This window comes from Paenibacillus glycanilyticus, from assembly GCF_030161375.1.
Lineage (GTDB): Bacteria > Bacillota > Bacilli > Paenibacillales > Paenibacillaceae > Pristimantibacillus > Pristimantibacillus glycanilyticus_B.
Genome location: NZ_BSSQ01000003.1, coordinates 105,229 through 123,668 on the forward strand (window position 1 = coordinate 105,229; position 18,440 = coordinate 123,668).

Below are 18,440 nucleotides of genomic sequence, written 5' to 3' on the forward strand. Positions count from 1 at the left end.
AATTGTAAACAATTTGTAAAGGGTGAACAAAGGTGAAGAAGTCTAATGATCGAGAAGTAGCCACGCCGCATCTTGCGGAAGAATGGGTCGGCAAAGTTTATACATTCATCTGCATCTTGTTTCTTATCATCACCATTTTTTCGATGGTTTACTTCGTCGCTTCAAAGGGACTTAGCACCTTTTTGGTAAACGGCGTTAACGTAAAAGATTTGTTAACAGGATTGAAATGGAAACCGGACGGCGAACCTCCTATGTTTGGTGCATTGCCGTTTATCTTCGGTTCGTTCAGCACATCGATTCTTGCTGCCATTATCGCTGCTCCGCTTGGGTTCTGCGCTGCGGTATTTATGATCGAGTTATCTCCAAAAATCGGCCGCACCTTTATGCAGCCCGTTATCGAACTGCTTGCAGGCATTCCATCCGTCGTATACGGATTTGTTGGATTAAGTGTAGTCGTTCCACTATTCCGCGATATATTCCCTGGCCAAGGCGTCGGGATCGCGGCAGGCGCGCTTGTCCTTGCCTTTATGATCTTACCTACAATTACGACTATAGCAACGGATGCGCTGGCTTCCCTGCCTGCGGGTCTGAAAGAAGGCTCCTACGCGCTTGGCGCAACCCGTTGGCAAACCATATATCGCATTGTCCTGCCAACTACGCTTCCTGCGCAGATGACAGGTATCGTACTAGGTATTGCGAGAGCTTTCGGCGAGGCGCTTGCCGTCCAGATGGTCATCGGCAACGCTCCGCATATCCCGCATTCCCTGTTTCAATCGGCATCAACGCTCACAAGTGCCATTACGCTTAGCATGGGCAACACGGCGATGGGCTCCGTACAAAATAACGCCTTGTGGTCGCTTGCGTTAATTCTGATGATGATGACCTTCGTATTCGTATTTATTATTCGCTGGCTGGAAGGACGGAAAAAGCTATGAGCGCCAAAACCGCAGATAAAATCGCAACCGGCATTATTATTTTCATTACGGGCTTAATTGCTCTCGCCCTGATTGGACTCTTGGGCTACATTTTGTTCCGCGGAATGGGCCATATTAGCTGGCATTTCCTGACTTCTCCGCCAGAGACAATACGCAAAGGCGGCGGTATCGGACCGCAATTGTTCAACTCCTTGTTCTTGCTCGTGTTAACGATGGTTATTACCGTACCGATTGGGATCGGAGCCGGCATTTATATGAGCGAATACGCGAAAGCCGGCAAAATCACTTCAACGATCCGCCTGATCGTCGAAGTATTGTCTTCCTTCCCTTCGATCATCGTTGGTTTGTTCGGCCTTCTCGTCATCGTAAATAAATTTAACTTTGGCTTCTCCCTGTTGTCCGGTGCTCTTGCGCTGACCATCTTCAACTTGCCTCTGATGGTGCGGATTACGGAACAAGGTCTCCGCAGCGTACCGCTGGCACAGAAAGAAGCAAGTCTTGCGCTTGGCATCTCCAAGTGGAAAACGATCCGTTCGGTTCAGCTTCCAATCGCGCTTCCGATCGTGCTATCCGGTTCGATTCTGGCGGCTGGCCGTATCTTCGGTGAAGCGGCAGCGCTTCTGTTCACCGCCGGCATGAGTACCCCGCGGCTTGATTTCTCTGACTGGAACCCGCTCCATTCGGACTCGCCGCTTAACCCGATGCGTCCGGCCGAAACGTTGGCCGTGCATATCTGGAAGATCAACTCGGAAGGTCTGGCGCCGGATGCAACGCAAATCGCGGCAGGGGCTTCGGCCGTACTTATTATTACCGTTCTACTCTTTAACTTAGGCGCGCGAGCGCTTGGACGTTATATGCACAACAAATTTACAGCTTCTAAATAAGGAGGATCCGATCGTGGGAGAAATTGCATTATCCGCTAAGAAGTTAAACGTCTACTATGGAGAAAAACATGCGGTTCACGACGTGTCGCTTGATTTCGCCGAGAAGGAAGTAACGGCTCTGATCGGCCCTTCCGGCTGCGGCAAATCAACCTTCCTCAGAAGCTTGAACCGAATGAACGATTTGATTCCTTCTTGCCGGGTTACCGGCGAGATCCGGATCGGAGACCGCGATATTAACGAAGGGAATACCGATGTTGTTGCTCTTCGCAAAAACATTGGCATGGTTTGGCAGCGCCCGAACCCATTCCACAAGTCTATCTATGAGAACATCGCGTTTGGACCCCGTTATCATGGCATTAAGAACAAAAAGCAGCTGAACGACATCGTTGAAGAATCCCTTCGCAAAGCAGCGATCTGGGAAGAAACGAAAGACCGCCTGCATAAATCCGCGCTCGCTTTGTCCGGCGGCCAACAGCAGCGCCTTTGTATCGCGCGCGCGATCGCCGTTAAACCGGAAGTCATCCTGATGGATGAACCGGCGTCCGCTCTTGACCCGATCTCGACCTCCAAGATCGAGGAGCTGATCTCCGAGCTGAAGCAGGATTACAGCATCGTTATCGTTACCCATAACATGCATCAGGCAGCTCGCGTGTCCAATAAGACCGCCTTCTTCTTAAACGGCCATGTCGTTGAATACGATAAAACGGAAGTTATTTTCACGAACCCATCCGAGCAACGGACAAATGATTATATTACAGGCCGCTTCGGTTAATGAAGCGGCATATCATATAAGGGCTAGACGAACCGGTCAGGTTCATCTAGCCCTTATTGTTGTTATGGATTAATAACCAAGGATGCTTTTTGTTTTATTGAAGATATCGTTCGCCATTTGCGCGTAACGGTCGCTGCCGTTCGCCTGCACCTGTTTGACAAAATTGTCGAAGTTATCGATCTTCTCTTGTCCTGTGATGAACTTGAGCGTCATCGTGCCTACATAGTCCATAAGCGGCTTCGAGATCAGGTTCAGCTGTTCGCTTTCGTCGGCTGAAGCCATAATTGGCGGTGCAACTGGACGAGCCGTACGATTGTTCAGAATACGGTTGTTAAAGTCAATTTCACCGTCTGTCATTTTCGACTGTCTGAGCTTCGTAGTACCGCCGTATGCGAATACGCCTCCGCCGAAACCGTAGTCTGCGTTCAGCTTTTTCGTTGCCGTAGGGTTCATGCCGTTGTAAGTAATGTCCGGATTAAGCGTAATTTTGCCACTTGCGTCCTTTGTGAAAGTCTCGCCCTCTACCCCCCACAGGCTAAGCGTTTGACCTTCATCGGAGTACCAGAGCCAGTCAACGAAACGAAGCATCTTAATAAATTTCTCTTCGCCCAGGTCTTTCAAAGCGTTCTCACTAATCATAATGCCGTTCTCAAGACGGGAGTTCTCAACCTGCAGCTGACCTTTAGGGCCGCCTGGAGGCGTGATAATCATGAGCTGAGCATTTGGATCTTCCATCTTTGTCTGGATATCCGTGAATACTTGATAGTTGGCGTTGATCACGTAAGTATCGCCTTTGTAGAACTTCGCTTTTGCCGCATCGTCTTCTTGCGTGAACGATTCCGGATCCATGATACCTTCCGTAATCAGCTTATTGAAGTACGATACGTAGTCTTTGAAGTCTTGGGTATTGTCAGCAAATTCGAATTGCTTCGAATCCTGGTTGAAGCGCATGCCGTTTGCTTTACCCCAACCGGCAGTTACGCCATATTCTACAGCTGCGATGTTCAATGTAGATTCGCCTTTGGACTGATCGGAGAATACGTATTTAGCGCCCGTAAAGTCTTTAACTTTCTTCATGGCCGCGTAGAAATCTTCGTAAGTCCAGCTCGTTTCTTTGGACAGGTCTACACCGGCTTTCTCGAAAATATCTTTGCGGATAACGAACGAGTAGCCGCCGCCCGGTGCTTCCCACATACCTGGAAGAACATAGTATTTACCGTTTGCTTGCATTTTCGCTTTCAGGTCATCTTCCATGCCCCAAGCTTTTACCGCTTTTTGATAGTTAGGCATGTATTGCACATAGTCGCTGATCGGAACGATTTGACCGCCTGCAACAAATGCGGATTCATCATACGTTTTAGGGATGATATATGGAGCATCGCCGCTGTTTACGAGGAGCGATTTTTGGTTCTCGTATTCAGTTCTTGCTACAACCGACAAGTCAAAAGAGACGTTTGTTTTCTCTTGGATCGCGCTCCAGATTCTCCAGTCTTTTTTGTATGGATAGCCCTCGTTGTCGCTGAACATCATGGAGTACGTAACCGGCTCATTCGAATGGAACGTAACATCCTCGCCATAAGCGTAATCTTCGGCCGGTTTGTCCGATGCTGCTGCATTACCCGAACCAGCCGCGGTATCCGCTGGCGAAGCCGAACTGTTGCTTGGTTTTTCATTATTATTCCCGCTGCAAGCCGCCATAACGAACAACACCATGATCACCGACAAAATCAATCCCATTGTTCTACTGAATCTTTTCATGCCGTGCCTCCCTTTTAATAATTGCATTTATATAACAGAACTTGCCTCGCGACCGTTCCGGTTATATCGCGTCTTACCCTTTTACAGCGCCAATCATCATGCCTTGCACGAAATATTTCTGGACAAACGGGTAGATACAAATCATAGGAAGCGAAGTTAGGACCATCGCAGCCGATTTGACGGTGGCCGCAATCTGCGTCGTTTGCTCCGCGCTTGCTCCAAGTTCAGCCGGGCTGATCGCCGTTTCGATAACTTGCCGCAAATATAGCGCTACCGGCCATTTCTCCTTCGACTGCAAATACAATGAAGCATCAAACCAGCTGTTCCATATCCCCACGACAACAAATAAGAGCATGGTTGCCAGAATCGGCTTGGACAACGGTAGCGTAATTCTAAGGAAGATGCCATAGACATCCAGTCCGTCAACCTTGGCCGATTCCTCGAGCTCATTCGGAAGACTTGCGAAGAAGGTTTTCATCAATATCACGTTAAAGGCGCTGATCGCGCCGGGAATAACAAGAGCCCAAATCGTGTTGCGCATATCCAGCGTTTTGGCTACGAGAATGTAGTTCGGGATCAGTCCGCCGCCAAAGTACATCGTGAACAGGACAAACGGGATAAAAAATTTGTTAAGACGAAGTTTTTCCTTTGAAAGCGGATAGGCCATTACAGCCGTCGCCGATACGGCAATGAGAGTACCAATTACCGCGTACATAATCGTATTGCCGTAATAGCGGAAGAAATCCGGCTTGCTCAGGATGACATTATAAGTAAGCGTAGTGAAATCTACCGGATAAAACGTTACTTTCCCCGCGTAGACAGCAGCCTCGGAACTGAAGGACTGCGCAACCAAATAAACGAACGGATATAAGGTAAAGAGCACAACTACGGTCATGATCAAAGCGTTTACGCCGTTAAAGAGGCGAGAACCCGGGGTTGCTTTCACGCTCAGCACTTCCTTCCTACCACAGACTTGATTTCGTCGTTTTTTTCGAAATAGCGTTCGCTGTCGTTACCAGAATCAGACCGATAACCCCTTCGAACAAGCCAACAGCCGTTGCATAGCTGAAGTTTGCGTTTGTAATACCCATCCGGTATACGTAAGTCGAGATAACATCCGCCGTTTCATAAGTAAGCGGGTTGTACAGAAGCAAAATCTTCTCGAAGTTCGAACCCATAATACCGCCAATGTCCAGAACGAGAAGCGTCATAATCGTTGGCAAGATGCCTGGAATCGTGACATGCCATGCAAGTCTTAACCGGCTGGCCCCGTCAATCCTTGCCGCCTCGTAAAGCTCCGTGTTGATCCCTGTCATAGCTGCAAGGTACAAGATTGTGCCCCATCCAAGTCCCTGCCAAATGCCGGAAGATACATAAATGGTTGAGAACCATTGCGGCAGCGAGATGAACTGAATCGGATCAACGCCGAAATGGCCAAGCAGCGCGTTAATCGGACCCGATACGGACAGCATCTCTTTCACCATGCCTGCTAGAATAACCATAGAGATAAAATGCGGAAGGTAAGATACGGTCTGAACGAATTTTTTCAGCTTCAGCGTTCTGATCTCATTAATCAATAACGCAAAGATCAAGGTTAACGGGAATCGGACAATCAGATAAGCAACGCTGAGAAAAATATTGTTCCAGAACGCCCGCCAGAAGGTCGGATCCTTCATAAACATCCGGAAGTACTGCAACCCTACCCATTCCGAGCCAAGAAAGTTGGGCCCGCCCCGATATTTCCGGAAGGCGATTACATTCCCGATCATGGGTGCGTACTTGAAAATGAGAAAATAAATGACGGGGATTAATAGGAAGGAATACAGCTTCCACTCTTTTCTGACATGCTTCCATAGCGGCGTAACATCCAACCTTCTACTTGAGCTCTCCATTTATCTCCACTCTCCTCTAGTCCATTTCGTCTACTGACCGGTCAAAAAATAGCTATATTTAACTACTTTAGTTGCATGGTCATGTGGACCTCATGATGAAATAATGCAAGTTAGAAGTCACTATTCAACAAATGTATTCGCTTTCATAGGCTTCATTATAGCTGTATTTGATTAGTCGCTCTTCGTAAATATAGCTTTTGACTTCTCAAATATTGCCTTTTTTGATTGACTTATTGATTTTATGAGCACGGGATGCCATTATCTGATTAGTCACAAGCGAGAGAGGAAGAGTGATAGATGATCCCGATCCTTAACGGAGCCAAAGAAACCGTATCCTACGGTGAGCATCTCGGGTTGCGCATTTATTTGAACAAGGAAGTCGAGAACTATCCGATCCATTGGCATACCGCCGTGGAAGTCATCATGCCGCTCGATAACATCTATACCGTTATTGTTGATGAAACCAAACATGTCCTCTATCCGAATGATATTCTGGTCCTGCCGCCGGGCGAGCTTCACGAGATCTTTGCGCCTGATTCCGGAACAAGGCTAATTCTTCAATTTGATTGCTCTTTGCTGTATTCCTTGAACGGTTTTGATTCTACCTTTCATTTGCTGCGCCCATGCCTTCTCTTAACCGCTGAACAAAATAAAGAGCTGCATGGGCTGGTTAGGCCGATGCTGCTCGAGCTCGTGAACGAATATTTCAGCCAAACAATGCTGAAGGAGGCTTCCGTGTACGCGAAGCTTATCGCTTTTTTTGTGACGCTCGCCCGGAATTTCATGCAGGAAGAACGCGGCTTCCCAAGGACCAAAGGTCATAATAAGCAACACAAATATATCGATAAGTTTTTGCAGGTTTGCAACTATATGAATGAACATTGCACCGAGGATATACGCGTCGAGGAGCTGGCCGAGTTATCCGGCTTCAGCAAATATCATTTCACGAAAATGTTCAAGCAGTACATGGGCTTGTCCTATTACGACTACTTGATCCAGCATCGCATCATGCATGCCGAAAACCTGCTGACCGATCCGAATCTGTCCATCATGGAGGTCGCCATGAGATCCGGATTTGGCAGCCTTCCTACCTTCAACCGAGTGTTCAAAACGTATAAGAAATGTACTCCATCGGAGTATAAGGCTTTGAATAAGATCGGATAAACGTGCGTGCTGCGCATTGAATGTTCTTCCGATCGCCATTGCTCGGGGATTTCTCTGAACTATTCCAATAGGATTGGAATCCCCTCACAAAAGCGAACACTACGTTTCTCCAGAATCATTCAAATACTCCGCCTGCCTTAACCGTCTTATTGGGGGGACCGAAATGGCCGTGCGCTAATTGCACGGCCTTTTCCATTAGAGATTTGGGATCATTTTTTGTTTGCTTTTTCGGATGGAGAGGACAGCGGAAGCGAAGGCTAAGATCAGGACGAGGCCAGCCGCGAGAGGATTGTATAGGACGGTATCGTTCCAATTAACAACAAGGCCTCCTATGCTTGCACCAATGGCGATTCCCATCTGTGTGACGGAAACATTCAAGCTGATGATGAGATTAGCCGACTGCGGAGCACGCTCGATGAAGTACGTTTGTGTAGCAGGCCCCAAGACGAACATGGACATAATCCACAGCGACAACAAAGTGATCGCAACTGGGAAGGAATGAATAGCAAGCGGCAGCAGCAGCAAGGCGATGACATGAACCATTACGCCAACAATAATTAATTTGGCGCTGCCCCATTTGTCTACGGCAGACCCTCCAATCCGGGAGCCAATAGCCCCTGCTACACCAAACAACAGCATCATCCAACCAATCTCGCTTGCGCTCCTGCTCAGAATGTTGCCAAGGAATGACGCAATATACGTGAACATGACCGAGTTGCCGGCTTCTCTGAACAAGACTAGCAGCAAGGCGTAGAAGATGACCGGATTAGCGAGCACCTCGAATTGCCGCTTGAATGGAACAGGTGCATCCCCTTCTAGATTCGGGAGAAGCAGTGCAAGGCCAATGAGGATCACAATCCCTCCTAGTCCAAGGAACAAAAAGATGGTTTGCCAGCTATACATATTTGTTAATGCCACGCCAATCGGGACTCCAAATATCATGGCGCTGCTGAACCCGAGAATAATCGTTCCGATGGCACTGCCGATTTTCTCAACCGGTACCATCTTGGTTGCGGCGCTGAATGCTGCTACCAAAAACACGCCCGAGCTTACGCCAAGCAAGATCCTTGCTCCCATGACGACTACCAAGCTTGAACTCGCAATGGTCAAGAAATTACCCACGATAAACAAGGCTATTGCCAGCAGTAAAAGGTTTTTCCGGGGGATCCTGGTTGTCGTCGAAATAATGATCGGCGTGCCAATTGCAAACGCCAGGGAATACACCGTAATGAGCTGCCCGGCCACACTCTCCGAAATATTCATCTGTTCGGCCAGCACATTCAAGACGCCGGCAATGACCAACTCCGAAGTCGCCGTAAAGAATACGGCAACCATCAAGACGTAGATAAGTACACTCTTCATAACTACACTTCCTTCAGTGATCGATTTGTTAATTGGAGTATATCGAAGTGGCTTACTTTTTGTAAGAACGCAAATTGTTTTGGCATAATCCATCGAGTTGGAGTAACTTACCGGTTGGTAAGTGCATGCAACAAAAAAACCGCAAGAGCGAAGTGCTCTTGCGGTAAAAAGGATTGCTGAACATATGGTTTGAATTATAATTTAGTGGCTTGATAAACCATTTTCTGACTAGCGCTTGTTGGTTTCTTTCCATCCTCGAAATCAGCGCAAACTTTGACATCAGAGAAACCAATGCTTTCAAGGACGTACTTGAATTCATCGACACCGTACCAACGCAATGCAAAACGCTGTAATTCCGTTTGGATCAATGATCCATTACGCCACTTTTCGTATTTCAAGTAGCTTATTCGGTATTGATTGAAGAATAGATCAGCTTCCGTGCATTTCCCTTCCATCGTAATGATGTCGCCATCAGGCAAGTGAAATATGGCCGATCCTTCCCATCGTCCTAATTCGGAACTGTTAAACTTGTTATCCGGCAGAAAAAGATCAAGGAACAATTGCCCGCCTGGTTCCAAATGTTCATACAACAACTTTAGAACCCGCAGTGACTCTTCCCGTTGTTCGATTAATAAGAACGAACCCCCTGGAATGATGATTGCTTCATATTTATATGGCAAAGAAAGTTCTTGCAAGTTCGCTTCGTATAAGTTGGGAGTTAACCCTCGTTCTTCACATCGGTTGCGGCATGAATCCAACATTTGCGGGGAAGAGTCCACTCCGTCTACGATGAGGCCAGATTCTAGAAGAGGAATAATTACGCGGCCAGAGCCAACCATAGCCTCCAGAATGCGTCCCTTATAAGGCTTCAGCTTATCGCGATAGTACTCAATGTCCCCACCTAATGATTGCCCAACTTTTTTAGTTAAATCATAGACTTCCGTACAGAGTTCTCCGTAATTGCTAAAAGTCATATTGGCTTTCCCTCCACAAAAGAATACTTCCAGATTACACCAGCCCAAAATAAGGGACAACAGAATATTTTTATATATTCAAACATAACCAAATAACCGGCAGCTGATCTTTGATCTGCTGCCGGTTAAGTACGTCGTCGATGCAATTAGATAAGTTATTCAATCCTGTACGGGACTGAATTGAAGCTGCTCTATAAATTTCCGCGTCTCGATATCCGGTTCCGGATAAGAAAGTTCCAACTTCTCTAAGGCATTTACAATAATCCGGAGCACCAAGTAGTCGCGGAACCATCGTTTATTGGCAGGAACGATGTGCCATGGAGCGTAATTAGTTGCCGTATTCCGGAAGGCATCTTCGTATGCGTCAATATAGGAATCCCAATATTCCCGCTCGGCCAGATCACTTGGATCGAATTTCCATAGCTTGTCCGGGTTACTTAGCCGTTCGCGAATTTTCTCGAGTTGAAATTCAGGTGAAATATGGAGAAAAATTTTGATCAGCAACACGCCATTGTTCGTTAGAAGCTTTTCGAAATGCCGTATATGCTTCATCCGGGTTGCTGCTTCCTCATCTTGTATCGACCCGTGAACCCGCGTAATAAGTACGTCCTCATAATAAGAACGATTAAATGCGGTTATATAACCTTTGGCAGGGACAACTTTATGTGTTCTCCATAAGAAATCATGAGCCGACTCATCTGGAGTCGGTTTCTTGAAACTCTCCGCTCGAAAACCCTGCGGATTCAAATTAGACAGCACCTTTTTGACAACGCCGTCCTTCCCGCTGCAATCCATCCCTTGGAACAAGACAAGAACGCCATTTGACTTTGAGGCAAACAACTTGTCCTGCAGATGGCGAAGTTTCTCTTCCATCTGTTCAAACTCTTCTTGAATCTCTTCTTTGCTTGCAAAGCCGCCCGTATCATCCGGATCGTACTGGCTCAGACCGCGCTTAATTGCTTTGGTCAGCCGATAGTTTTTCAACATGCGACACCTCCTGAGACTGACTTACATCCTAAGTATATTGAATTTCTATATTAATTTCATATTTTGAGCGATATGTACTGCCAATCCGATTCTCAAATCTTCCAGCAGAAATTATTTCTCCTCCTACTTCAACATTCCCACCAGGAAGTTCTATAGTGAATCGATTAAGTTTAATTTTTTAATAGCCAATTAACGGCATCCAATAAATCCTCGGCTATATAGTCGGGAACAGCCTCAAGCCATTCGCCAAAAAATTGATTAGCTTGATATTTGGCCAAATCCTTTTCACCGGAACCTGTTTTCACCAACACTTTAGTACATCCCGCCCTTATGGCAGCTATCATATCGCTCCACCGATCGCCAATAACCGCGCAATTATTCAATACGAGGTCATTGTCTTCTGCTGCCTGAATAAGTAAAGTTGCCGAGGGCTTCCGACAAAAACAACGCTCTTCATGTTGGTGTGGGCATATATAAGCTTTATCGAATCCGAATGATGCAAGTTCGTCTTGGAAGTCTTTAATCGATGATTCCCCTCGAGATATTCCAGGTTGGTTAGTAAACGCGTAGATCTGAACTCCGGCATTCCTAAGGATATGGATTGACTGTTCCGAGAAAGAGAATAATTCAAACACACCTGGATAAATTACTTCATCGGAACCACCAATAGTCCCATCTCGATCAATAAAAACAGCCTGTAATTTTTTCGATGTTGACATATAAGCACCGCCATTTCGTTAAGAGTGAAAGGCTGGGAGATGCCATAAGTACAATCGACATAACGGAACTATTGTCCCACCCTCGACAGCATATTGGAAGAAGCACCCGAACTTTATCTCGGCTGCTTTCTTTATTGAGCTATACTCTCCAACTCAAAGAATATCCTTAAACGAATTTAAATCAAAGTGTAGATTTTTTAGTTGCATGAGATGCACGGCTGATAATAGCCCCAACAGCTCGATGCCTTTGTCCGTGAGAGCAATATGAACACTTCGTGCATCGTCTGGGTTTGGACGTCGTTTCACAAGATCGGACTTCTCGCTGCGGGTTACCAACCCCACGCAAGCATGATGCGTGATTCGCAGCTTTTCGGCGACTTCTGAGATGGTTGCGTAATCACGTCCGGGATATCCTTGAATAGCAAGGATTAATTGATGTTGTTGCGGGGTAAGACCTACTTCCCTGGCAGCGTTTTCACTAAAGTGATTAAAAATGCGCAGCTTATACCTAAACTCTGCTAACTGCTCATATAAGGATTTTGATAAATTTTGATTTAGCATTTATACATGCTCCTTTTACATAGTATATCTCAATACGATATATATACTTGGACAGCATGACTTCATTAAATCACGAAAGATTATGCGGATGGCGCTGGCATTATGTCTTCACAATCCTATTTAGATCTGGAGATGAGGGTAATGAAAGCTAGTACAATTGTTAAAGCCGTTTTATTCGGATTACTGTTCGCCATTTTTGCGATTGGTCTCTTGCCATTTTTAGTTGCAAACAGCTTGGCTGAAATAAGCGGTTCTTCAGAATTTTTTGATTTGGGCGGGATAGCCCCTCTCTTCAAAGTTCCTCCTTCGAAAAAACAAGACACAGAAAACGAAGATCAATCAAATGAAGACATTTGATTGATCTTCTTTAACTATTTAGTGCAACAATCAGAAGCCTATTTCGTCTAATAGTTTACTAAATGCGAAATATGGATGAGGTGGTTGCATGTGGAAAACAGTTACGAAGATATTGCTGATCTATATGTTTGTATTTGGCTTATGGTTTGTGAGCGAGCCTAAAGCCGCATATGCCTGTTCTTGTGCTACTGAGCCAAGTATAGAGAATCAATTAGAACATAAAACGGCCATCTTCACAGGGAAAGTATTGAGCGTGACCGAACCGGAGAAGAAAGAAATAATGTCTTCCGCTGATCTTGTAACCGTGCAATTCGAAGTAGAAACCGTATGGAAAGGCGAAGTTGAGTCGCAGACAAAGGTATACACCGCTCAGAGTTCGGTGAGTTGCGGGTACGAGGGTTTTAAAGTAGACCAGCAATTTATCGTCTTTGCATACGGGGAGCCCGATCATCTTGAAACAGGGGTTTGTGAAGGCAATAAGACGGTTGCTAGCGCAGAGAAAGAGCTAAATATCTTGGGTGCAGGTTATGAGCCGATGAAAAAAGCTGCTCCGCCAGACGATCCGTTAGTTTCAGCTTCTGTTAGTAAGGACTCCGCCAGCACATTCGAGAAGATTTCGATTGTTACTGCCGTTTCTCTTCTCTTATTCTTCGTATTAGCTGTTATTTATAAAAGAAGTCGCCGTTAATGACAGGGCAACAAAAATGGACAGGAGTGAGCAGGCTTGCCGCTGAAACCGAATAAAACCATTTATTTCTTAATCATAATCTGTCTACTGCAGCTATCGACGTCAGTGGCGCGGCTATTCACGACGGAATTTCAATTGATGCCGGATTTTATCGGCTTTACTTATTTCCTCACGAGCCTAGTTTTTCTAGGACTTCTGGTTGTCCTGATAACCGACCTGATTACGAAGGCAAGACGAACGATTAAAGGCCGTATCATCAACAAGGAAGGCAACATCATTCATGTGCTGCGGGATGACGGCAAGGTTAAGCGTTACAAAATTAACGTGCCTGAGGTGCTCGAGGTGTTACAAGCTGATTATAGAGTCGAGATCGAAAGCACGAATTTGTCTAATATTCTAAGCCGGATCACGGTGATCGAGTGACAAAGGGCTATGCGTTGCCCCATTTGTGCACCCATTTCTCCATCTCTCTAAGGGCAGCCTGAAAATCTCGGCCTTTCTCCGTCAGCGAATATTCCACGGTTACGGGTACCGTTGGAAAAACCTTGCGAGTAACGAGTCCGTTGTTCTCCAAATGACGGACCGTATTCGTTAAGGATTGGGTCTTCACGACCGCTACATTCCGCTGAAGCTGGTTAAATCGAAGCGGTCCATTCATCAGTTCCTCCAGGACAAGGAACGCCCATTTTGCTCCAAGAATCTGCAGTACCTCGCATATGCTCGATCCCTTATCTTCCTGATTTACAGCCTCGCTGTTGCCTCCCAAATGGTTCTCCTCCTTGCTTATGCTCAATTGCCACTCGTCTCAAATGAAGTCTCTTCCCCGTTCACAACCACTTTGATGGTATCGGCCTTCATATTGTTATTAAGCTTATACACGGACACTGGCTTAATCCGTTCATCTTGAAGATCGGACGTTTCTGTAACGTCGAAATGAATGGTTAATACGCCATCCTGCAACTCTGCTAGGGCGTCAGTAACAAGCTTCGCCGGCTCGCCTTGCTGAACGGTCGAGTCGTTCACAATCACATACTCCCCTTTGCCAGGGGCTGTATACAGATATATTCCGTTCTTGCTGCCATTTCGGTCTACAAATGATTTAACGTCTTTATTTGGGCGGTCTACTTCCTTCATCAGGGATGTTGACTCACTGCAGCCGGCCAGAACAAGGATCAGCAATAAAACAAAACCCGCAAACTTATACACATAATCCTCTCCATTTGCAAAAGGTATCGCTTCTATAAGCTGACTTTACCACAATCATCCAAATCTGCACATATAAAAAAAGAGCTTCCCTAACGGGAAGCCCTTCAAGTTACTATTATTATTGAGCATTATTGAGCAAACTGAGCGTGAAGCTCATCAAACAAAGCTTTAAGCTTCGGAGCGGCGTTAACTCCAAACATGAGATCCAAGTTGTCGCTTGAGTCCTTGGCAGAAGCGGAAGAATACTCATACATTTTTTCCTCGTAGGCTTGAATCGCCTGATCCGCATCATCGTGACGGACTATCGCAAGCGCCAGCTCCGCGGCATCCCGCATGGCAAGATTAACGCCTTCGCCCGCAAACGGAGACATCAGATGCGCGGCATCGCCGATCAAGGTAATACCCGGCTTATGCTCCCACTGCAGCCCGACAGGCAGCATATAGATCCGTCTTGGCAACACGAGATCTTCCGACTTGCGAATATAATCCCGAAGCGGTTCTGCCCAATCCTCGAAATACGAGAGCAGCTGCTGCTTCGCTTCCTTCGGTTGATCAAACGGAATACCGCAAGTATCCAGCCAATTCTGCTCGGCGGTAAAGGTCAAATAAACTTTGATTTTACCGTCCCCATTCAGCTGGGCAAGTATACCTTTGTTATCGTCTAGCGCAAATACTTTGCCTCTCGCGTTAAAAGCAGCCTGCTCCGGATTGGCCTTCGCATCCACATGGAGCTCTACCATCGTTAACCCCGAATAACCGGCTGTTGCATCCGTCAGCAGCGGCCGCAGCTTGGAGAACGCGCCATCCGCGCCTATCACAAGATCAGCCAACACCATCTCGCCATTGTCAAAATAAAGCTCATGTTTGCCGCCATCAAGCGCTACCGCTTCCGTCAGCTTATAACCGTAACGGATCGTACCAGGCGCCAGATCTTTCATCAGCAGGTCGCATAACACGCCGCGGTCAATCTCCGGACGGCCGCCTTCTTGCGCGCCTTCTTCCGCTATTTCGTCCATGTAGATCTTGCCGGTCTTATCAAATAAACGGAAATCTTCGCCTTCATAACGGGCAATCGCTTGGAATTGCTGGAGCAATCCCGCTTCGTTTAATGCCATTTGGCCGGAATCTTCGTGAATATCTAGCGATCCGCCACGCTGCGCGTTGGCATCTTGAGCTTCGCGTTCATAAATCGTTGCTGTAATGCCATGTCTTTGCAAGATCAATGCGAGCGTTAGTCCGCCCGGGCCTCCCCCGATAATTGCGATATGTTGTTGCGATTTATTTGTAGTTGTCATAATAACCATCTCCTATATCCATGTCGTTTGTTTGTTCCTTACACAGATATCTTAACGCTGCTACTTAAACTGAATTTAAACCGGGAGACGAATAAGCGAACTTCCTTAGAATAACAAAAAGAGATGGCTTATATGCCATCTCTCCAATTGAAACGATTTACGTACGGCGCATGTAAGCACGAACCGTAATTGGCGCGAATACCGCCACAATGGCCGCTGCGCCTACCAAGGACCATACCATATCCGTTCCAACCGATCCGGAATTCGTCAATTCGCGAACCGCGGAAACCACATGGGAAATCGGGTTGATGTCAACGAACCATTGCAGCCATTTCGGCATGGTGTCCGACGGTACGAATGCATTGGACATAAACGTTAAAGGGAATAATACGAGCATCGAAATCCCTTGCACGCTGGACGCTGTACGGGAGATTACGCCAAAGAAAGCAAATATCCAGCTCATCGACCAAGACACGAGAATAACAAGCAACGCCGCAAGAACAACAAAACCCAAGCCGCCTTCCGGACGGTAACCCATAATATAACCCATTGTGAACGTAAGAACGGTTGCGATGGTATACCGGATCGTATCGGCGAGCAATGCTCCCGCTAGCGGCGCGATCCTTGCAATTGGCAGCGACTTGAACCGGTCGAAGACGCCTTTATCCATATCTTCTCGGAGCTGAACGCCGGTTACGATCGAGGTTGTGATTACGGTCTGTACCAGAATGCCCGGAATAATTACCGGCAAATAGCTTTGTACGTCGCCGGAAATGGCGCCGCCGAAAATATACGTAAACATCAAGGTGAAGATAATTGGCTGCAAGGTTACGTCAAACAGTTGCTCCGGGGTACGGCGGATTTTTAGAATCCCCCGGTATGCCATCGTAAGCGAGTGGCGCAAGGTTTGGATGAAACTCGTGTGATTTTTAAGATGACCTGTTTTTACTGATGTATTCATGCGTTTACAGCCTCCGCTCTTTTTGTTTCCTTGACGGTATCGTTTGTTTTCTCGTCTTCGACGCCATGGCCCGTTATCGTCAGGAATACTTCATCAAGCGTTGGCTTCTGAACGCTCACCTCTGACAAGGTAATTCCTTTTTCCCGCAGGGAGATAAGCAGATCCGTAATCAGATCGGCATTGGCCATAGGCGCGGTAATTTTGGCCGCTTCGCTTGTCAGCGTCGATTGCACTTGAAGCACATGTTCGACAGTCTGACGGGCAATTTCGATATCCGATTGATTCTCTACTCTAAGATGCAAGGAAGAAGTGCCTACCGACTGCTTCAATTCATCTACCGTACCTTCAGCCACAACATGGCCGCGGTCAATAACGGCAATCCGGTCAGCCAATTGGTCTGCTTCATCGAGGTATTGCGTCGTCAATAGCACCGTGGATCCCGTTTTCACCAGACGGCGGATTGTATCCCACATTTGCGCACGGGTACGCGGATCAAGGCCGGTTGTAGGTTCATCCAAGAAAATAAGCGGTGGCTGCGCGATCAAACTTGCCGCAAGGTCGAGACGCCGTCTCATCCCGCCGGAGAAATTTTTAAGCGGACGTTTGGCCGCTTCCGTGAGTCCAAACTCCTCAAGAAGATCCGCTGCTTTTTTCTTCGCTTCCGCACGTCCGAGTCCCAAGAGACGCGAGAAAATAATCAAGTTCTCGGTTGCGCTAAGCGATTCGTCAACCGAAGCATATTGACCCGTAACACCGATTAATTGACGTACAATCTGCGACTCCTTCGAAACGTCATGGCCGAAGATCCGCGCCGATCCGGCATCCGGACGCAGCAGCGTCGCCAACATGCGAATCGTTGTTGTTTTACCCGCTCCGTTTGGACCTAACACACCATAGATCGAGCCGGCCTTTACATTAAGATCAACGCCGTCTACGGCGCGATTATCGCCAAACACCTTAACTAGACCGTTTGCTTCCACTGCCCAGTCGCCGTTGTTTGGCCGCTTTACGCTTTTATATTCCATTTCCTGTTTCCTCCCAAGAATTGTTGATGTCATGATCCTAACGTACTTATTTAAACTGAATTTAAACAAACAAGATGTTTCCATCTTACGTCAACTGTTTTACCGCTAAATCAGTCTCCAGATGTATTCCCTTATAGTCCGCAGCACGAAAATGAAAAAACCGCCCGATCTCTCGGGCGGTTGAGCTGTTAGTTCGACAAATCTATTATTTCACCCAAAGTTCAAACAGACCTTCGGTGATTCCCAGGTTGTACATATAATACAGACCGAATAAAAAGCTTACCGTGCCCGCAGTCTGCATTAATCCGCGGTTCAGCTTGATGCTGCCCTGGCTGTATACAAATGGAATGCCCAAGATCGTGGTGAAGATGAGCATGCCCGTAATGGTTCCTACGCCAAATACCAGAATGTAGATTGCGCATTCCCATACGGACTCTACCGTAGACAAGGTTAATATAACCATGGCGGCACTGCCGGCCAAGCCGTGAATAAATCCGATCACCGTTACTTTTAACAAGGAGGATTTGGCATGCTGATGAGAATGACGGTAAGCGGATTTGACCGAGACGAAGTTTTTGAAGCCTAGGTATACCAGCATAATGCCAACCAGGAATTCCAGAGACATCGCCCAGACTTCGGGCAACTCTCCCTTGAGCAGAACGAGAACCATGCCCACAATAAACAAAGTGCTTGTATGGCCAATCCCCCAGAAAATGCCCGTCAATGTGGAACGCCACAGCTTCTTCTGGTTGCTGACCATCGTTGAAACCGCGATAATATGATCCGGTTCAATGGAATGCTTAATGCCAAGAACAAGGCCAAGAAGCAATACCGTTATCAAACTTCCCATCCGATCTCCTCCTGCCCAAACGCAATCTATCTATTTATACAACAGCTGTT

Annotated in this window: 21 protein-coding genes; 7 read left to right on the forward strand and 14 right to left on the reverse strand. The window is 46.9% G+C overall.

Annotation, left to right across the window (positions count from 1 at the left end; translation table 11 throughout):
- The first annotated feature begins 32 nt into the window (after positions 1 to 32).
- From pstC to pstB, 3 genes are read left to right on the forward strand one after another with little or no spacing between them, the layout of a single operon-like run.
- Positions 33 to 935 carry a phosphate ABC transporter permease subunit PstC gene (pstC, locus tag QQK89_RS04250; protein WP_284237200.1) on the forward strand — a complete coding sequence of 301 codons (903 nt, stop codon included), beginning with the start codon at positions 33 to 35 and terminating at the stop codon, positions 933 to 935.
- A complete protein-coding gene (gene pstA / locus QQK89_RS04255) occupies positions 932 to 1,819 on the forward strand; it encodes a phosphate ABC transporter permease PstA (protein WP_284237201.1) in 888 nt (295 codons plus the stop codon). The genes pstC and pstA overlap by 4 nt, the downstream gene beginning before the upstream one ends.
- A 13-nt stretch (positions 1,820 to 1,832) precedes the next feature.
- A complete protein-coding gene (pstB, locus tag QQK89_RS04260; RefSeq protein ID WP_284237202.1) occupies positions 1,833 to 2,591 on the forward strand; it encodes a phosphate ABC transporter ATP-binding protein PstB in 759 nt (252 codons plus the stop codon).
- Positions 2,592 to 2,660: 69 nt separating this feature from the next.
- On the opposite strand, the gene QQK89_RS04265 is transcribed toward pstB, so the two are convergent.
- From QQK89_RS04265 to QQK89_RS04275, 3 genes are all read right to left on the reverse strand, one after another.
- A complete protein-coding gene (locus tag QQK89_RS04265; protein ID WP_284237203.1) occupies positions 2,661 to 4,349 on the reverse strand; it encodes an ABC transporter substrate-binding protein in 1,689 nt (562 codons plus the stop codon).
- Between the two features lie 73 nt (positions 4,350 to 4,422).
- Positions 4,423 to 5,244, reverse strand: coding sequence for a carbohydrate ABC transporter permease (locus QQK89_RS04270; RefSeq protein ID WP_284237298.1), 822 nt, complete (start codon positions 5,242 to 5,244; stop codon positions 4,423 to 4,425).
- Positions 5,245 to 5,311: 67 nt separating this feature from the next.
- Positions 5,312 to 6,241: an ABC transporter permease gene (locus tag QQK89_RS04275; protein WP_284237204.1), complete on the reverse strand. Its 930-nt coding sequence runs from the start codon at positions 6,239 to 6,241 to the stop codon at positions 5,312 to 5,314.
- A gap of 297 nt (positions 6,242 to 6,538) precedes the next feature.
- On the opposite strand from QQK89_RS04275, the gene QQK89_RS04280 reads away from it, so the two are divergent.
- Positions 6,539 to 7,405 (forward strand): AraC family transcriptional regulator, encoded by an 867-nt coding sequence (locus QQK89_RS04280; protein ID WP_284237205.1) that lies wholly within the window; start codon positions 6,539 to 6,541, stop codon positions 7,403 to 7,405.
- Positions 7,406 to 7,600: 195 nt separating this feature from the next.
- On the opposite strand, the gene QQK89_RS04285 is transcribed toward QQK89_RS04280, so the two are convergent.
- The 5 genes from QQK89_RS04285 to QQK89_RS04305 all read right to left on the reverse strand — a co-directional run bounded on the left by QQK89_RS04285 (position 7,601) and on the right by QQK89_RS04305 (position 12,008).
- Positions 7,601 to 8,767: an MFS transporter gene (locus QQK89_RS04285; protein ID WP_284237206.1), complete on the reverse strand. Its 1,167-nt coding sequence runs from the start codon at positions 8,765 to 8,767 to the stop codon at positions 7,601 to 7,603.
- 194 nt (positions 8,768 to 8,961) lie between these two features.
- Positions 8,962 to 9,741 (reverse strand): class I SAM-dependent methyltransferase, encoded by a 780-nt coding sequence (locus QQK89_RS04290; RefSeq protein ID WP_284237207.1) that lies wholly within the window; start codon positions 9,739 to 9,741, stop codon positions 8,962 to 8,964.
- A 159-nt stretch (positions 9,742 to 9,900) separates the two neighbouring features.
- On the reverse strand, positions 9,901 to 10,728 hold the full coding sequence (locus QQK89_RS04295) for a PPK2 family polyphosphate kinase (protein ID WP_284237208.1): 828 nt from the start codon (positions 10,726 to 10,728) through the stop codon (positions 9,901 to 9,903).
- A 170-nt stretch (positions 10,729 to 10,898) separates the two neighbouring features.
- Positions 10,899 to 11,447: an HAD-IIIA family hydrolase gene (locus tag QQK89_RS04300; RefSeq protein ID WP_284237209.1), complete on the reverse strand. Its 549-nt coding sequence runs from the start codon at positions 11,445 to 11,447 to the stop codon at positions 10,899 to 10,901.
- A gap of 153 nt (positions 11,448 to 11,600) precedes the next feature.
- Positions 11,601 to 12,008 carry a MarR family winged helix-turn-helix transcriptional regulator gene (locus tag QQK89_RS04305; RefSeq protein ID WP_284237210.1) on the reverse strand — a complete coding sequence of 136 codons (408 nt, stop codon included), beginning with the start codon at positions 12,006 to 12,008 and terminating at the stop codon, positions 11,601 to 11,603.
- 141 nt (positions 12,009 to 12,149) lie between these two features.
- On the opposite strand from QQK89_RS04305, the gene QQK89_RS04310 reads away from it, so the two are divergent.
- The 3 genes from QQK89_RS04310 to QQK89_RS04320 all read left to right on the forward strand — a co-directional run bounded on the left by QQK89_RS04310 (position 12,150) and on the right by QQK89_RS04320 (position 13,476).
- Positions 12,150 to 12,365 carry a hypothetical protein gene (locus tag QQK89_RS04310; protein WP_284237211.1) on the forward strand — a complete coding sequence of 72 codons (216 nt, stop codon included), beginning with the start codon at positions 12,150 to 12,152 and terminating at the stop codon, positions 12,363 to 12,365.
- Between the two features lie 88 nt (positions 12,366 to 12,453).
- Entirely contained in the window at positions 12,454 to 13,053 is a 600-nt protein-coding gene (locus tag QQK89_RS04315; protein WP_284237212.1) for a hypothetical protein, read from the forward strand.
- A 36-nt stretch (positions 13,054 to 13,089) separates the two neighbouring features.
- Positions 13,090 to 13,476 carry a hypothetical protein gene (locus QQK89_RS04320; protein WP_284237213.1) on the forward strand — a complete coding sequence of 129 codons (387 nt, stop codon included), beginning with the start codon at positions 13,090 to 13,092 and terminating at the stop codon, positions 13,474 to 13,476.
- 7 nt (positions 13,477 to 13,483) lie between these two features.
- On the opposite strand, the gene QQK89_RS04325 is transcribed toward QQK89_RS04320, so the two are convergent.
- The 6 genes from QQK89_RS04325 to QQK89_RS04350 all read right to left on the reverse strand — a co-directional run bounded on the left by QQK89_RS04325 (position 13,484) and on the right by QQK89_RS04350 (position 18,390).
- Complete coding sequence (locus tag QQK89_RS04325; protein ID WP_284237214.1) at positions 13,484 to 13,819, reverse strand: winged helix-turn-helix transcriptional regulator; 336 nt, start codon at positions 13,817 to 13,819, stop codon at positions 13,484 to 13,486.
- Positions 13,820 to 13,842: 23 nt separating this feature from the next.
- Entirely contained in the window at positions 13,843 to 14,259 is a 417-nt protein-coding gene (locus tag QQK89_RS04330; protein WP_284237215.1) for a hypothetical protein, read from the reverse strand.
- A gap of 128 nt (positions 14,260 to 14,387) precedes the next feature.
- Positions 14,388 to 15,554 (reverse strand): FAD-dependent oxidoreductase, encoded by a 1,167-nt coding sequence (locus QQK89_RS04335; protein WP_284237216.1) that lies wholly within the window; start codon positions 15,552 to 15,554, stop codon positions 14,388 to 14,390.
- 157 nt (positions 15,555 to 15,711) lie between these two features.
- Positions 15,712 to 16,515 (reverse strand): ABC transporter permease, encoded by an 804-nt coding sequence (locus tag QQK89_RS04340; protein WP_284237217.1) that lies wholly within the window; start codon positions 16,513 to 16,515, stop codon positions 15,712 to 15,714.
- Positions 16,512 to 17,540, reverse strand: a complete 1,029-nt coding sequence (locus tag QQK89_RS04345; protein WP_284237218.1) for an ATP-binding cassette domain-containing protein — start codon at positions 17,538 to 17,540, stop codon at positions 16,512 to 16,514. Before QQK89_RS04345 ends, QQK89_RS04340 begins: the two co-directional genes overlap by 4 nt.
- Before the next feature lie 205 nt (positions 17,541 to 17,745).
- Positions 17,746 to 18,390, reverse strand: a complete 645-nt coding sequence (locus QQK89_RS04350) for a HupE/UreJ family protein (RefSeq protein ID WP_284237219.1) — start codon at positions 18,388 to 18,390, stop codon at positions 17,746 to 17,748.
- Positions 18,391 to 18,440: the final 50 nt, after the last annotated feature.

Bases quoted from the DNA above. Each gene is read 5' to 3' on its own strand.
- pstA (WP_284237201.1), top strand. From the start codon at position 932: ATGAGCGCCAAAACCGCAGATAAAATCGCAACCGGCATTATTATTTTC.
- QQK89_RS04265 (WP_284237203.1), bottom strand. From the start codon at position 4,349: ATGAAAAGATTCAGTAGAACAATGGGATTGATTTTGTCGGTGATCATG.
- QQK89_RS04270 (WP_284237298.1), bottom strand. From the start codon at position 5,244: ATGACCGTAGTTGTGCTCTTTACCTTATATCCGTTCGTTTATTTGGTT.
- QQK89_RS04275 (WP_284237204.1), bottom strand. From the start codon at position 6,241: ATGGAGAGCTCAAGTAGAAGGTTGGATGTTACGCCGCTATGGAAGCAT.
- QQK89_RS04280 (WP_284237205.1), top strand. From the start codon at position 6,539: ATGATCCCGATCCTTAACGGAGCCAAAGAAACCGTATCCTACGGTGAG.
- QQK89_RS04285 (WP_284237206.1), bottom strand. From the start codon at position 8,767: ATGAAGAGTGTACTTATCTACGTCTTGATGGTTGCCGTATTCTTTACG.
- QQK89_RS04290 (WP_284237207.1), bottom strand. From the start codon at position 9,741: ATGACTTTTAGCAATTACGGAGAACTCTGTACGGAAGTCTATGATTTA.
- QQK89_RS04295 (WP_284237208.1), bottom strand. From the start codon at position 10,728: ATGTTGAAAAACTATCGGCTGACCAAAGCAATTAAGCGCGGTCTGAGC.
- QQK89_RS04300 (WP_284237209.1), bottom strand. From the start codon at position 11,447: ATGTCAACATCGAAAAAATTACAGGCTGTTTTTATTGATCGAGATGGG.
- QQK89_RS04305 (WP_284237210.1), bottom strand. From the start codon at position 12,008: ATGCTAAATCAAAATTTATCAAAATCCTTATATGAGCAGTTAGCAGAG.
- QQK89_RS04310 (WP_284237211.1), top strand. From the start codon at position 12,150: ATGAAAGCTAGTACAATTGTTAAAGCCGTTTTATTCGGATTACTGTTC.
- QQK89_RS04315 (WP_284237212.1), top strand. From the start codon at position 12,454: ATGTGGAAAACAGTTACGAAGATATTGCTGATCTATATGTTTGTATTT.
- QQK89_RS04335 (WP_284237216.1), bottom strand. From the start codon at position 15,554: ATGACAACTACAAATAAATCGCAACAACATATCGCAATTATCGGGGGA.
- QQK89_RS04340 (WP_284237217.1), bottom strand. From the start codon at position 16,515: ATGAATACATCAGTAAAAACAGGTCATCTTAAAAATCACACGAGTTTC.
- QQK89_RS04345 (WP_284237218.1), bottom strand. From the start codon at position 17,540: ATGGAATATAAAAGCGTAAAGCGGCCAAACAACGGCGACTGGGCAGTG.
- QQK89_RS04350 (WP_284237219.1), bottom strand. From the start codon at position 18,390: ATGGGAAGTTTGATAACGGTATTGCTTCTTGGCCTTGTTCTTGGCATT.